This window comes from Planctomycetota bacterium, from assembly GCA_016235865.1.
Taxonomy (GTDB): domain Bacteria; phylum Planctomycetota; class MHYJ01; order JACQXL01; family JACQXL01; genus JACRIK01.
Window position 1 is genome coordinate 407,801 of record JACRIK010000003.1, and the last position, 14,433, is coordinate 422,233.

Below are 14,433 nucleotides of genomic sequence, written 5' to 3' on the forward strand. Positions count from 1 at the left end.
TATATAAAATTGTATTCTTATGGATATCTCTTCGTTCAATAAAGAAGATTTGGCCAAACTGGTTTTTATTGACGAACTTACCAACCTTTACAACCGCCGCTTTTTTTACCAATATCTCAGCGATAAAGTAAACTGGAAAGACCCCTCCGGAGGTTTTTCACTTCTAATGATGGACATCGATTTCTTCAAGAAAATAAACGACACCTACGGTCATCTGGAAGGTGACAATGTCCTGCGGCAGTTGGGGGCGGTTCTTAAAGAAACCATTGGGGATAAAGGATTAGCCGTCCGATATGCCGGAGATGAATTCTCGGCGATTCTGCCTTCTATCGATAAAAAAAAATCCCTGGCGCTGGCCGAAGCTATATTAAAACGCGTTTCCGATACAAAATTCCATCAGCGTGATACCAAAGCGGCGCCGCTGGCTATAAATATCAGCATTGGCATCGCCTCGTTCCCCGATGACGCCCATGCATCCCAGGATTTGATAGAGCAGGCTGATAAAGCTCTTTATCTATCCAAACGCGAGGGGCGCAACCGCGTCTCAATCGCCGGTTCATTCTCGGATGAGGATATTCTGGAGCGCAATATTTTCCTCAACTTCCCCTGTCCGGATTTTGTTGCCCGCCAGGATTTCTATCATGAAATCGTAAGATTCCTGGCTCCGGCTCAAGAAGCGAACACCTTTATATTAGTTGAAGGTCCGGTCGGGGCCGGCAAGAGCCGCTTGTTGCGTGAATTGTCCGGTTATAAAGACGCCGTTACTTTCTACAACTCCTGCAATGAAATAGATTCATTAATTCCTTATAGACCTGTCATCACATTTATAAACTCGTTAGCCGAATCCAACAATTCCCTGTTGGGTGAAGCCTGCAAGGAATTAACCAGGGATATGCTCTCGGAAATAAGCCGCATCGTACCGAATATAAGTAAATTTATACTACCACACAACGATTCCTCCTTCCAGACAACCGGACAAAACAGAAAATTATTATTTGATTCTCTGGTAACGCTCCTCAATCTCTTATCTCAGAAAAAACCGCTGTTGTTTCTCATGGATGAGTCGCAGAATATTGACCACGCTACACTTTTGATAGTAGAGGCGCTGACCGAACGGGAAAAAGGGTGCTCCGTGATAGTTGCCGCAATCCGTGACGACTACCTTAATATTTCCCAGTCAGCTAACGAGGTGTTCAACCAGTTCCTTTCGACCATCTCAGAAAGGCAGAATTATAAACGGTTCGCCCTGCCGCTCTTTAATAAAGGGCAAACCGCTGAAATCATCTCGACGATATTCTCCAAGAAATTCCCTGACCAGACTTTCTATGATAAAATCCACCAGACTACCAAAGGCAATCCTTTATTTATTGAAGAACTGCTAAAACATTTATTGCTTAAGGATTTTATTAAACGGGTTAATAATCAATGGGTTCTGGATTTGCCTTCACTCCCGCCGGCCATTTGGCAAAAAGACCTTGATACCATCATCGCAGAGAATATCGACCTGCTGGAGGCGGAAACTAAGACCGTTATCAAACAAGCCACCGTGGTCGGGCAAAATGTTCCGCTTGACGTTCTCAAGGATGTGGCGCACCAAAACGAGGGCGAAACTATCGATGCACTCGACAAAGCTAAGCGACTCAATATCATCAAACCCACCGAACCGAATAAACAAGATCAGTTTACTTTTACCACCAAACACTTCCAGGAGATTGTCTACCAAAATATTGAGGAAAAGGAGCGCGAGACCCTGCACCAAGCCGTCGGCGATGCAACCGAAAAACTCTACCAGGATAAACTGGATTCCGTTGCCCCAACCCTGGCATTCCATTTTGCCAAGGCCGGCGACGAGGCCAAGGCCCAGATGTACGGCCAAAAAACGGAAAACCAAACCGCAAATCTCTTCCGCAAGGATGAGATTCCGGAATATTATTCATCCCTGCAGGGTATTGTCCAATCTAAAATAAAAGAGGCAATCCAGCCCTTGTCGCCACAGAAAATGGCCCTGGTCAAGGACCTCCTGCGCAATCTTCTTTCCACCAGCAAGAATATGCGTCTCTATCCGGACGGCAGCCAACTGATTGTCATGGCTTCTGGAGGTCTGGTCAAGATTATGAATAGCATATTTGACGAAACCCAGACCTTCACCCTAAGCGAAGCCAAAAGCGCCCTTAATATCAACACCACCCCATTGGATGTCAAAACCTACGGCTCGGCGGTCGAGGAGTTCCTTTCGCTTCTGAAGGAACATTATATCAAAAGCATCACCTTCCGTCATGGCGTAACCGAACAAGAAATAGAGCGCCTCCTTAAGAATCTTGACAGGTCGCCGGACAAACCCTTTGCTATCAAGGGCTACTGGAATCAATTTCTTGACGATAGGGGTATCACTAATATCGGCGTTGCCCAGCGGTCGTTTATCGCCGCAAAAGGAAAGGACGCTCCTGCGTCGGTTTCCACGGCCCAGGAAAAAGTGGAATTAGATGGTCCAATTGTTGGGGTGCTTAAGGATTTCTTCCGGTTTTTCTGCGCCGCAGTGGAAAATATCAAACTCTATCCGCCGGGTAGTCAGTTGGCTATGGAAGCCGTCAAGTTTGTCACCCAATCCATAGAAAACGTCTTCAGCCACCTTTCTATCCTTAATCTTTCGGTCTCTGACGATATCCTTTTAGTCAACGGCACTCCGGGCCATCCGCGGATCTTAGGAACGGCATCCACTGCGCTCTCCAAAATTATCCGCGAATATCAACTCAAGAGCGTCTCGTTTATCAAGGGCACTACCAAAGAAGAATTAGAGTATTTCATTTCCATCTTAAGCGGAACTCCGGTAGACGAGGCTAAGCAAAAATCCGTCAAGGACTGGGATACTATCCTATTAGGAAAAGGCATCAGCAACATAAAAATCGGGATGATGGTTTATGTTACGGCCGATACATCCCGAAGAATGGCACTGCCAACCGGATTGCCCGGAGCAATGCCGGCGCCGCCGCCCGGGACGCCGGAATCTGTTGCCAGCCAGCAACCCAGGGCGCCGGCCGCAGCGCCGCCAAAACCCGCGTCTAAAAAGGACGAATCTCTGACCGCCCGTTTTACCGATATAATGAAAGGTCTGCCGGACCGGCTACTTGAAGATGAATCGCTCAAGATTGCCAATGAATTGCTCGCCAATAGTGACGAAGAAAATTTCAGCCAGTTCCACCAGAAATTTATCCAGAACCTAAGAAGCAACCGTCAGGAAACCCGCCTTACAGCACATACGGCCTACCAAAAACTTTTGAAATCAGCCCAGCCTGAAGCTCAAGCATTGTTAATAGCTAAAACCGAACCGATTATTTTAGGTGAAATTCCCCTTGAAAGATTCTCGTCGGTTTATAACGCCCTGTTTAATTCCGCGCTCAAGCACGCACTCTATTATATGGAGAACAGGGGATACAGCGGACTAAAGAACATCATCAGCGTTATCCTAAAGCGTCATTCAGAGGAAAAAGCATCCGATTCAACCCGGAAACTTACCATTTCCACAACGTCTGCGCTTAAGACGCAGGGTGGCGCTAATTTCAAACTCTATTCGGCCCTCAAGGAAAGCAAGAGCTTCCCCGAATTCCTCCAGAGCTTATTCCATCACGATGATGACGTCAAAAATCTCGTTCGTAGTATCTTTGTCACCTTCAACTTGGTTGCGGTCCAGGACCTAATTGACCTCATTAAGGAAACCGATGACATTGCCTCGCGTGAAGCCGTCGCCGCACTCATAAATCAGATGGGCAATCAGGCACACCAGTTTTTTGTCAATGAACTCAAGGTTCAAACCGATGAGTCAGTTCTCAAGCATCTTTTGGGCATTGCCCATCTCATACCCGCTGAAGACATGGAACAAACGCTGGCGGAATTTATCAGAGAACCTTTCTACAAAGAAACCATTAACGCCTTAGCCCGGCTCAATCCGGATAAATCAACGGCTGTTTTACTACCTTTACTCAATAATAAAAATACTAATCTGCTTTTATCGGTTTTAGCTGTTCTCGGAGGTTTGCAATATTCCAAGCCGGTACTGAAAAGCCAGGCGTCATCAGCCATACTCGCCCTCATGGGAGCATCATCATCACCGGAGATCCAAAAGGAATCGGCAAAAACGCTGGTTAAAATGCAGGAGCAGAAGGCGATTCCGGTTTTCGCCAAAATGCTTGCGGCAAAGCGGTTCCTGGGGTTTGTCGGCGGCATGTCTGATGAGATACGCGGGACGGCGGCCTGGGCTCTGGGCCAGATTAAAACCCCTGAAGCTCAGGAAGCCTTAAATTCGGCGATTAACGACAAAAGTCCGCAAGTCCGCTCTATCGTCAAGCTCAGCCTGAAAAATTACGAATAGATACACGCCGTTAAATCCTGTTGTTAATTTCTTGTCCTATTCCCCTTGCAATGCTAATCTATATCGCTACTATGAACCTCCACGAATATCAGGCCAAGCAACTGTTGGCTAAATATGGGATCAAGACCCCGCGCGGAGCGGTCGCTGGTGAGCCCAAACAAGCCGCAGAAATATTTAACAAGTTAAATCTGTCCAAGGCGGTAGCTAAAGCCCAGGTTCATTCAGGCGGACGCGGCAAGGCTGGCGGCATCAAGGTTATCAATTCGGCTGCTGAAGCCGCCAAAGCCACCGGCGAACTCATCGGCCAGACCCTAATTACACACCAGAGCGGCCCGGCCGGCAAGCCCATCCATAAGGTCCTCATTGAGGAAACCCTGCCGATAGAAAAAGAACTCTATGCCAGCATTGTTATTGACCGCAAGCATAATTGCCCGGTCCTGATGGCATCGACCGAAGGCGGCATGGAAATAGAGGAACTGGCCGCCAAGTCGCCGGAAAAGATTATAAAATTACATTTACATCCATACCTGGGCCTGCAACCGTATCAGGCGCGGGAGCTGGTCTACGCATTAGCAAGTAGCATAGAACAAAATACTCTACGCTCCACGCTTTACGCTGATGGCGCAAAACTATTTGTGGGGCTAAGCAAGCTGTTCGCCGAAAATGATTGTTCTCTGGCCGAAATAAACCCGCTGATTATCAGTAAAGACGGGCTGATTGCCCTGGACGGAAAAATCAATCTGGATGACCGCGGATTATTCCGGCACAAGGATTTGTTGGAGATGCGCGACATCTCCCAGGAGCATCCGCAGGAATATGAAGCATCCAAGCACGATCTCTCGTATATCGGACTGGACGGCAATATCGGCTGCATGGTCAACGGCGCCGGACTGGCTATGGCCACCATGGACCTGATTAAACTGCACGGTGGCGAGCCAGCCAATTTCCTTGACGTGGGTGGCGGCGCATCCAAAGAACAGGTGGCTAACGCTTTCAAACTTCTTATTTCTAATAAGAATGTCGAGGCCATCCTGGTCAATATCTTCGGCGGAATCATGAAATGCGATGTCATTGCCGAAGGCATTACCGCGGCAGTCAAAGAAACCGGCTTAAACCTGCCCTTGGTGGTTCGGCTGGAAGGCACCAACGTTAAAATAGGCAAAGAAATCTTAAATAAGTCAGGGCTGAATATCGTTTCAGCCGATACCATGGATGGGGCGGCCATAAAAGTCGTCAAATGTAGTCAAAGATAGTCAGACATCGCCAAACAACCCTTGGCCATTCTTGACTATTTCTGACAATACTTGACGAATTAAAATATGAGTATTTTAGTCAACAAAGACACTAAGGTCATTGTCCAGGGCATCACAGGCGGAGCTGGATCTTTCCACGCCACCCAGATGCTGGAATACGGCACTAAAATAGTTGGCGGGGTCACGCCCGGCAAGGGCGGTACCAGATTCGCCGACAAGGTGCCGATATTTGATACGGTCCGTCAGGCCGTGGAAAAGACCGGCGCTGACACATCAGTGATATTTGTCCCGGCCGCCTTTTGCGCCGATGCGCTTTATGAAGCCGCGGATAGCGGCCTGAAATTGGTGGTCTGCATCACCGAGGGCGTTCCCACCCTTGACATGGTCAAGGTGCACAAATTCTACCAAGATAAAGGCGTCCGGCTGGTTGGACCGAATGGACCGGGAATTATCACCCCAGGTGAATGTAAAATCGGCATTATGCCCGGCTATATCCATAAGAAAGGCACGATTGGCGTCATCTCGCGCAGCGGCACGCTCACCTACGAGGCGGTTTGGCAGTTGACTAATCTCGGACTGGGCCAATCAACCTGTTTAGGCATCGGCGGCGACTCCATCATCGGCACATCTTTTATTGATGCACTGGAATTATTCCGGGCGGACAAGGATACCAAAGCCATAGTCCTGATCGGCGAAATCGGCGGCACCATGGAAGAGGAGGCTGCGGATTATATCAAAAAGAATATCAAAAAGCCAGTTGTGGCATTCATTGCCGGTAAGACCGCGCCCAAAGGCAAACGCATGGGCCATGCTGGCGCCATTATCTCCGGCGGCAAAGGCACGGCCCAGGAAAAGATAGACAAACTCACGGCCTGCGGCATCAAGGTTGTACCTAACCCGGCGGAAATCGGCAACACAGTTGCCGAGACATTAAAATGATTCCTATACATTCTTTAATCTCCATTGCATTAAAAGAAGATATCGGCTCAGGCGATATCACCACCAACACCCTGATTCCGACCGGGCACAAAAGTACTGCCTATATTATCGCCAAAGAACCGGGCTTTATCTGCGGGCTGTCTCTGATAGCCGCCATCTATAAACGCCTGGGCAGGAATATCCGGGTCTCGCTCAAAACCAGAGACGGAGCTAAGGTCAAGGCCGGCCAGGTCGTGGCTATAGTCAAAGGCCCGACCAGGGCCATTCTGAGCGGCGAGAGAACCGTACTTAATTTCCTCCAACGGCTCTCGGGTATTGCCACCCTGACAAATCAATTTGTTAACAAAGTAAAAGGTACGGGCGTGAAAATCCTGGACACGCGCAAGACCGTGCCTGGCTGGCGTCTGCTGGATAAATATGCGGTCAAGGCCGGCGGCGGATTCAATCACCGCCTGGGACTCTACGACGCATTCCTGATTAAAAATAACCATATTAAAGCAATGCGCGATTCCGGCATCCGGTATCCGGTATCCGGTATCGTAGAAACCCTTAACAGGATATGCCAGACCAAAATATCCAAACATCTTCCTCTTGAAATAGAAGTATCCAACCTCAACCAATTCATCCTGGCCTTGATTCTGCTCAACTCAGCGCCGTCTCCGAAAACAGTGATTATGCTGGACAATATGACGCCGTCACAGATTAAAGAAGCGGTTACTATCAGGAATAAGGCCGGCGTAGCGAAGCGAAGTCCCGATGGCTATCGGGGCAGACATATCCTTCTCGAAGCCTCCGGCGGTATCATCCTTAATAACATCGATAAATTCGCCACTACCGGCGTTGACTATATCTCCATCGGCGCGCTCACTCATTCACCCAAAGCATTGGATATGGCTTTGCGGATAATCTGATTTTTTCCTCTTTCTCTTGCCCCGGCACGATTAATTTTATATAAGAAACCGCCATATGATAAAGATTTCTAAACCAACAACTATGGTCTGGGAAACGTCTATTCCCGAAGGGAACGGACTAAAACTCTTCAGCCGGGGCAAGGTGCGCGACGTCTATGAGACCGCGGATTATCTGCTGATTGTTACGACCGACCGGCTTTCGGCCTTTGACGTGGTGCTACCTGACCCGATTCCCTATAAGGGCGCGGTCTTGACCGCCCTGTCCGAATTCTGGTTCGATATCATAAAGAACATTACCCCGACCCATTTTATCACGGCTGATTTCGGGACCATTGCCGCCAAGATACCGGCCGTGGCCGGATATGAAAAAGAATTAACCGGCCGGTCTATGCTGGTAAAAAAGGTTAAGGTCTATCAAGTGGAATGCATTGTCCGCGGTTATTTGGCTGGCTCGGGCTGGAGCGAGTATGCCAAAACCCAGAGCGTCTGCGGAATAAAACTGCCGGTCGGACTGAAGGAATCAGCCCGTTTGAGCGAGCCGATATTCACTCCGTCCACCAAGGCCACCAGCGGGCACGACGAGAATATCTCATTTGAAAAGATGACTGAACTCATCGGCAAGAAAGACGCCGAGGAATTAAAGTCCCGGACGCTGAAAATATACGAGCTCACCCATCAATACGCCCTGGCCAAGGGCATAATTATCTGCGATACCAAGATGGAATGGGGCCGAGACGCCAGCGGTAAAATAGTTTTAGCGGATGAGTTGCTGACTCCGGATTCGTCCCGTTTCTGGCCCAAAGACAGCTATGCGCCGGGCCAGGGACAGCCGTCCTTTGACAAACAGTTTGTCCGCGATTATCTCAACTCCATCGGCTGGGACAAGAAACCGCCGGCGCCCAAACTGCCCGAGGAAATAATCAATAAAACCTCCGAGAAATACCTGGAGGCGTATAAACGACTGACCGGTAAATCCTTATAAAAATGCCCCCGCGTTTCGCGGGGGTCTAAGTGTCGGTAATGCTGGTGCGGAACCAGCAAACCGGCACTAAGAGCGGGGGTGGTGGAACTGGCAGACACGTACGTTTGAGGGGCGTATGCCGTAAGGCTTGCGGGTTCAAATCCCGCCCTCCGCACCATTTAACAGGAGTAATTATGACAAAACGCATCATCATATTCGCGCTGCTCTGGAGCATTATCCTGCTCGGCCATAGCGTCGGGAATCTGCCCGACTGCTTCGCCCAAACCAAGGACCAGCCCGAAGCAAAACCCGGCCAACCGGCCGCTCCCCAAAAGCCCCAGGCAAAGCTGATGAAGGTGGGCGAGATAAAAATCGGCATGGCCGGCTACGGCCTGACCGTATTCCAAAGCGACAAGGGCATAGAAAAGTTTGGGATAACCGTAATGGGCGTGCTGAAAAATGGTAACGGCCCGAAGTATGACATGATTCTGATAAAATGCTCTCATCCGGTGGTGGACAAAGCCGGCGTGATTGCCGGCATGAGCGGTAGCCCGATTTACATCGTGACCGACAAGGACAAAGAGCCGGCCGGCCGCTTAATCGGCGCCCTGGGTTACGGTTGGTCGTTCACCAACGAATCCGTGGCCGGCGTCACGCCCATCGAACTGATGCTGGCTGACCTCAACAAGCCCATAGAAAAATCCACCGGCTCCATCAAGGATAGCGACACCGAATATCGGCTGGCCTCGTTGCCTTCCAACATCAAGATGGCTGAAGCGCCCGGAGCCATGAGGCCGTTGATGACTCCTTTATTCGTCTCAGGCATAAGCACCTACCGCCTGAAATATCTGGCTAAGGCGCTGGAAAGATACAATATTATGCCGGTCCAGAGCGGCGGCGCCACCGGCGCTATCAAAGAAACGGTCAGCCAGGAACTCGAGCCGGGCAGCGCGATTGGCGTGCGCTTAGTCGGCGGAGACGAGGATTGGGTCGGCGTGGGCACGGTCACTTACGTTGACGGCGACAAAATCCTGGCCTTCGGACACCGGATGGAGATGTGGGGCGAGGAAATCCAGGCGCCCATGACCAATGCTTATATCTACGGCACCATGTCCAGCATCAACCACTCGTTCAAGTTCGGCTCCGGCATCGATAATATCGGCGTCCTTCAGCAAGACCGGAGAAGTTCCATCAGCGGCACCCTAAAGAAAACCGCGCCGATGATACCGATGAAAATATCCGTGGAGAACACCAAAACCGGCCGCAAGGAAACATTTAATTACGAGGTACTGGCCGCTTACACCCAATTCGCCGAGACCATTCCCTGGCTGATGATGAGCGCGGCCGATGCCACGGAACTGACGCCCTTTGAGCCGGCCATGATTGAGGTCACCACCACGCTCAAAATAAAGGACCAGGAGCCGATGGTTTTCAAGCGTTTGGTTAGTGATTCCGTTTCCGGCGCCGGCTGCGGCGCTATCAATAATATCTTCAAGCCCATCTGGTATAATCCTTATCTCAAGGTGCCGGTGGAGAACGTGGCATTTGACATGCGCATCACCAACGAAAACCGCGCCCTGCAGCTGCTCAACGCCTGGACCGAGGCCAAGGAAGTCCTGCCCGGCGAGACCATCAGGATTTACTGCCAGTTAAAACCCTACCTTAAAGAACCGTTTATCAAAACCATTGATTTCACCGTGCCCAGCGACCTGAAACCGCCCCAAACCCTGGCCGTTACCATAATGAGCAGCAATAATCTGATGCCGCCCCTGCCCAGCCCGACCAATGTGCCGGAACTGATAAGTTATTTGAAATCATTCTATGACGGCGGCAATCTGGTGGCCCTGATGTCCCTGCCCGGGATTGACCTGAAATTCAAGGGGAATAATTATAAGAACCTGCCCGGGTCGTTCCTAAGCGGACTTATCAACCAGTGGCCCGGCACGGTTTACGGCGCCTCCGGCTATGATACCTACCGGCGTTCGCCAACCTTCGAGAAGCCGCTGGAATTGGGGCAGGATTATGTTATGGCGATTGAACCGATGCAAAATATTGTTTACGGCAGCCGGAGCGTGGCCGTTAACCTCGTGAAATACAAGAGCAAATAGGAGATTTATATGAAAAACCTTATTTTACCCGTCGCCTTCATCCTTTTACTGGGCACCAGCCTGTATGCCGTCCAGTCCTCATCCTGGGAGATAAACAATCCCACCGGATGGCGCAAGGGCGAGATGCAGGGCGCGATTCTGTCCGCGGACGGCTCGCTCACTATGGGCGCCACCTACACCAAAATCGCACTGCCCAGCCAGCCCATTACGGACGAGGATTCCGGGCTCTGGTGCAGCGCCACCGTAAACGACCGCGTCTATTTCGGCTCGGCCAAAGGCATAATCTATTCCCTCGATCAGAAGGAAAATAAGCTGAACGAGGTATTTAATACCGGCGAAATGCTGGTCACTACCATGGTGGCCGATAAGGACAGTCTCTATGCCGGCACCATTCCTAACGGCAAGGTATTCAAGATAGACAAATCAGGCAAGGGAACATTATTCTGCACCATTTCTGCCGGTCCAGCCAAAGGCGATCCCACCAAGGCGGGACAAACATACGTCTGGCAACTCTGCCTTGATAACGATAATAATCTCTATGCGGCCACCGGCCCCGAAGGCAAGATATACAAGATTGACAGCACTGGAAAGGCCGAGGTCTTCTACGACACCAAGAAAAAGAACGTCCTGTCCCTGATATTCAATGGGAAGGATTGTTTCTATGCCAGCACAGCCGACCCGGGCATTGTCTATCGCATCTCGCTCAAGGGCCGGCCGGAAATCGTAGCTGATTTGGGCGACTTGGAAATCAAGTCGCTGGTTTATTCACCGGAGAAAAATGAACTTTTTATCGGCGCCAACAAGGGCATCCGGGTGGCGCCCCAGGAATTCCTAGGTCTGATACAGCAGTCAGCCAAAAAGGCCGCGGTTACCCCGCCGGTCCCGGGCCAGGCACCCAAGGACGCGGTTCCGGGCGAAACCAAACCAACTCTACCCACAGAAACGCCCAAACACGAAGCCCCTCACGAGACCCCTCCGCCGGCTGACCGGGACCACGGCGACCATCATCCGCCTGCGCCGCCCGCCCCGGACCACAAGTCCGCAGACAGTCCCGCTAATAGGGACAAGTCCATCGCGCCGGAACGGAAATCACAGGACATAATTGATTCCGAAGACATTATTGTAGAAGAAACTCCTATGCCTGCCGCAGGCGTGGTCGAACATGAACCGACCCAGGCGCCGACCCCGTCTCCCACACCGGCTCCGGTCACCATGGCTCCGGCTGTCCAGTCCGAAACTATTTCAGTCCCACTGCCTCCGGAAACGCCCCGGCCGCCGGTCCATTGCGTCATCTATAAAATGTCCAACAGCTTTATCAAAGAGGTCACCGCGCTCAACGACTGCTATATCACCGAGCTGAAACTCAACGCGGACGGCGTCCTGGTTGCCGGCACGGACAACAGCGGCCGGATTTATTACGTCTTCCAGAGCGGCAAGTTCTTCATTCCCTATGACCTGGATGCCGGACAGGTCCTGACTCTGGTCATGAATAAAGACAACCAGCTCTACGCGGCCGGTTCAGGCAAGAAGGCCGCGGCCTATCTGGCCCGGACCGATTTGGCCGTCAAGGCCGAATTCACCGCCGATGTCTGGGACGCCCGGTTCCCGTCCCGCTGGGGCAACTTCTCATTCAAAGGCCAAGGCGCGCTCATGCTTCAGGTCCAGAGCGGCAATACCGCCAAGCCGGACGAGACCTGGTCTGATTGGTCTGACCCGGTTATGGTATCCGCCCAAGGCGGATCCGCCTCTGGCGGAAAGGCCGATGAATCGGTCAAGCCCAATGCCCCGACGGCCCGCTATTTCAGGGTCAAACTGGCCTGGGACAGCCGGGACACGGTCATCAAGGAAATCACCCAGAATTACCTGGTCCACAACCAGCAGCCCAGAATCATGGGATTTAATATCGCGCCGGTTCCGCCCCTGCCGCCTACCGGCGTCATTCAGAAAATGCCGTTCCGGAAGATGAACTACCAGGTCCAGGACCCGGATGGCGACGCCCTTTCCTATCGCATCTATTACCGGGCCGAAAACCAGAAGGCCTGGATACTGCTCAACCAGGAATTCCCGGGCGGCCTGATATTCCAGCCGGAATTCAACTGGCTGACCGACTCGCTCCAGGACGGCCGGTATTTCATCAAGCTCGAGGCCACGGACGAAAAGGTCAATCCCAACGGCACCGAACTCAGGGACGAGAAGATATCAGACCCAGTCATCGTGGACAACACCCGGCCGGAGATAAAAGGCCTGGCAATGGACAAGAATCTGGAATGTTCCGGCCAGGTCGTGGACACCCTGTCCCAGATTCGGCGGATAGAATATTCCTTAGACGGCGGGAAATGGGAAGCGGCCTTCCCGGCCGACGGCATCATGGACTCCAACTCCGAGGACTTTAAGTTTACTTTAGCTGTAACTGCCGCTGGATTCCATAACATTGCCGTCCGGGCCTTTGACGAATTCGGCAATATGGGATTGGGGCAGATGGAATTCGAAAGGAGATAATAACCACAGATTACACAGATGACACAGATGGCGAAAATCCCCCTTAATAAAGGGGGATTAAGGGGGTTGTATTAGTGTCTTAGTGGCTAATCTTTATATATTATGAAAACAACTTATTACATCGGTCGCTTCATCTTCCGCTGGCGCTGGATACTCTACATCGCCACCTTCGTGCCCATGGTCTTTATCAAGTGGCACGAAACCCGGCACTGGCTCATCTGGCCCATCGGCGGGTTCCTGGTATTCCTGGGCTCCTGGACCCGGGTCTACGCGGCCCGCTACATCGGCTGGAAAGCCAAGCCCGAAGACCCGATGAAACGAATCCTGACCACGGACGGCCCGTACCGGATTACCCGCAACCCGCTCTACTGGGGCAATATCATCGGATTCGGCGGCTCGGCCGTGATGTTCGGACTGCTCTGGTATATCCCGATAGCCGTGGGCGTGATTTTCCTGCTCCACCATCTGCTCATCACCTGGTATGAAGAGAACCGGATGCGCGAGAAATACGGCGCCGAATACGAGGAATACTGCAAAAAGGTGCCGCGCTGGGGCCCGAAACTCTCCGGGGCAACGCCGCATGAAATCAGGCCGGAATTCCCCTGGGGCCGGGTATTGCTGGCCGAATTAGGCACCCTGGCCGGATTCTTCGGCACCATTATCCTGGCGCTGGTAAAAGAATTCTATCTCTAATTTGCCACAGAGAATACAACCCCCAAACCCCCTTTGCTAAGGGGGAGTGGTTAATAAATTCCCCCTTAATAAAGGGGGACTGAGGGGGTTGTCTTAGTGGCTCATATTTATTTGTTTGTATGGAATGGACCTCCCACCCTTTTAAGGCCGAACCCAAAAAATCCGTGTTCCTGGTCATTATCATCCTGCTCATCTGTCTCATGGTCTTTATCACCACCAGCAATATCGGATTCACCCTGATTGCTCTGGCCTTGCTGGTCTTATCCATGCGGCAGTTCTTCCTGCCCACGGTTTACGTATTGAATGCGGAGGGTGTCGAGGTGCGATTCTCAGGCGCGACCAAAAAGAAGCGCTGGGACTACTTTCAGAGTTACTATGAAGACCGCAACGGCATCTTATTGAGCCCGTTCAAGGACAAGTCCCGCCTGGAGGCCTTTCGAGGGATATACCTGATTGCGAACAACAACAAACCGCAGATAGTGGAGTTCGTCAAGCAACACATCCCTGACAAAGCGAATTAAATCCCCCTGTTTTTAGCCACCAAATGCCTATTTTCAGTGTTTCCGCCTCTCATATCTCCTTATAAATCAAATCTTTATATCGGCAGGGGGGACCCACCCCCCCCTGGCACCTGTACATTCCCATCCTGTTCCTTAGGGGCGATATCTGATTGATAAATAAGCGGCATCGTATTAATAAACAA

At 51.3% G+C, this 14,433-nt stretch carries 9 protein-coding genes and 1 tRNA gene; all 10 read left to right on the forward strand.

All coding sequences use genetic code 11. The features are described 5' to 3' along the window. Positions 1-19: 19 nt before the first annotated feature. The 10 genes from HZA49_03275 to HZA49_03320 all read left to right on the forward strand — a co-directional run bounded on the left by HZA49_03275 (position 20) and on the right by HZA49_03320 (position 14,251). Entirely contained in the window at positions 20-4,366 is a 4,347-nt protein-coding gene (locus HZA49_03275; protein ID MBI5778461.1) for a diguanylate cyclase, read from the forward strand. A 71-nt stretch (positions 4,367-4,437) separates the two neighbouring features. Then, entirely contained in the window at positions 4,438-5,619 is a 1,182-nt protein-coding gene (gene sucC / locus HZA49_03280; protein MBI5778462.1) for an ADP-forming succinate--CoA ligase subunit beta, read from the forward strand. 66 nt (positions 5,620-5,685) lie between these two features. Next, the gene (sucD, locus tag HZA49_03285) at positions 5,686-6,558 is read left to right on the forward strand and encodes a succinate--CoA ligase subunit alpha (GenBank protein ID MBI5778463.1); all 873 of its coding nucleotides are present in this window, start codon (positions 5,686-5,688) and stop codon (positions 6,556-6,558) included. Further along, the gene (nadC, locus tag HZA49_03290) at positions 6,555-7,469 is read left to right on the forward strand and encodes a carboxylating nicotinate-nucleotide diphosphorylase (GenBank protein ID MBI5778464.1); all 915 of its coding nucleotides are present in this window, start codon (positions 6,555-6,557) and stop codon (positions 7,467-7,469) included. The genes sucD and nadC overlap by 4 nt, the downstream gene beginning before the upstream one ends. Positions 7,470-7,551: 82 nt before the next feature. Further along, positions 7,552-8,451 (forward strand): phosphoribosylaminoimidazolesuccinocarboxamide synthase, encoded by a 900-nt coding sequence (locus tag HZA49_03295; protein MBI5778465.1) that lies wholly within the window; start codon positions 7,552-7,554, stop codon positions 8,449-8,451. A 72-nt stretch (positions 8,452-8,523) separates the two neighbouring features. Next, positions 8,524-8,608 (forward strand) — tRNA-Leu (locus tag HZA49_03300). A gap of 16 nt (positions 8,609-8,624) precedes the next feature. Continuing rightward, positions 8,625-10,538 carry a hypothetical protein gene (locus HZA49_03305; GenBank protein MBI5778466.1) on the forward strand — a complete coding sequence of 638 codons (1,914 nt, stop codon included), beginning with the start codon at positions 8,625-8,627 and terminating at the stop codon, positions 10,536-10,538. A gap of 9 nt (positions 10,539-10,547) precedes the next feature. Next, the gene (locus HZA49_03310) at positions 10,548-13,037 is read left to right on the forward strand and encodes a WD40 repeat domain-containing protein (GenBank protein MBI5778467.1); all 2,490 of its coding nucleotides are present in this window, start codon (positions 10,548-10,550) and stop codon (positions 13,035-13,037) included. 102 nt (positions 13,038-13,139) lie between these two features. After that, on the forward strand, positions 13,140-13,730 hold the full coding sequence (locus HZA49_03315) for an isoprenylcysteine carboxylmethyltransferase family protein (protein MBI5778468.1): 591 nt from the start codon (positions 13,140-13,142) through the stop codon (positions 13,728-13,730). Between the two features lie 119 nt (positions 13,731-13,849). Beyond that, positions 13,850-14,251: a hypothetical protein gene (locus tag HZA49_03320; protein MBI5778469.1), complete on the forward strand. Its 402-nt coding sequence runs from the start codon at positions 13,850-13,852 to the stop codon at positions 14,249-14,251. The last annotated feature ends 182 nt before the right edge of the window (positions 14,252-14,433 follow it).

Coding starts and splice junctions, on each gene's coding strand:
- HZA49_03275 (MBI5778461.1), top strand. CDS start 20: ATGGATATCTCTTCGTTCAATAAAGAAGATTTGGCCAAACTGGTTTTT.
- sucC (MBI5778462.1), top strand. CDS start 4,438: ATGAACCTCCACGAATATCAGGCCAAGCAACTGTTGGCTAAATATGGG.
- sucD (MBI5778463.1), top strand. CDS start 5,686: ATGAGTATTTTAGTCAACAAAGACACTAAGGTCATTGTCCAGGGCATC.
- nadC (MBI5778464.1), top strand. CDS start 6,555: ATGATTCCTATACATTCTTTAATCTCCATTGCATTAAAAGAAGATATC.
- HZA49_03295 (MBI5778465.1), top strand. CDS start 7,552: ATGGTCTGGGAAACGTCTATTCCCGAAGGGAACGGACTAAAACTCTTC.
- HZA49_03305 (MBI5778466.1), top strand. CDS start 8,625: ATGACAAAACGCATCATCATATTCGCGCTGCTCTGGAGCATTATCCTG.
- HZA49_03310 (MBI5778467.1), top strand. CDS start 10,548: ATGAAAAACCTTATTTTACCCGTCGCCTTCATCCTTTTACTGGGCACC.
- HZA49_03315 (MBI5778468.1), top strand. CDS start 13,140: ATGAAAACAACTTATTACATCGGTCGCTTCATCTTCCGCTGGCGCTGG.
- HZA49_03320 (MBI5778469.1), top strand. CDS start 13,850: ATGGAATGGACCTCCCACCCTTTTAAGGCCGAACCCAAAAAATCCGTG.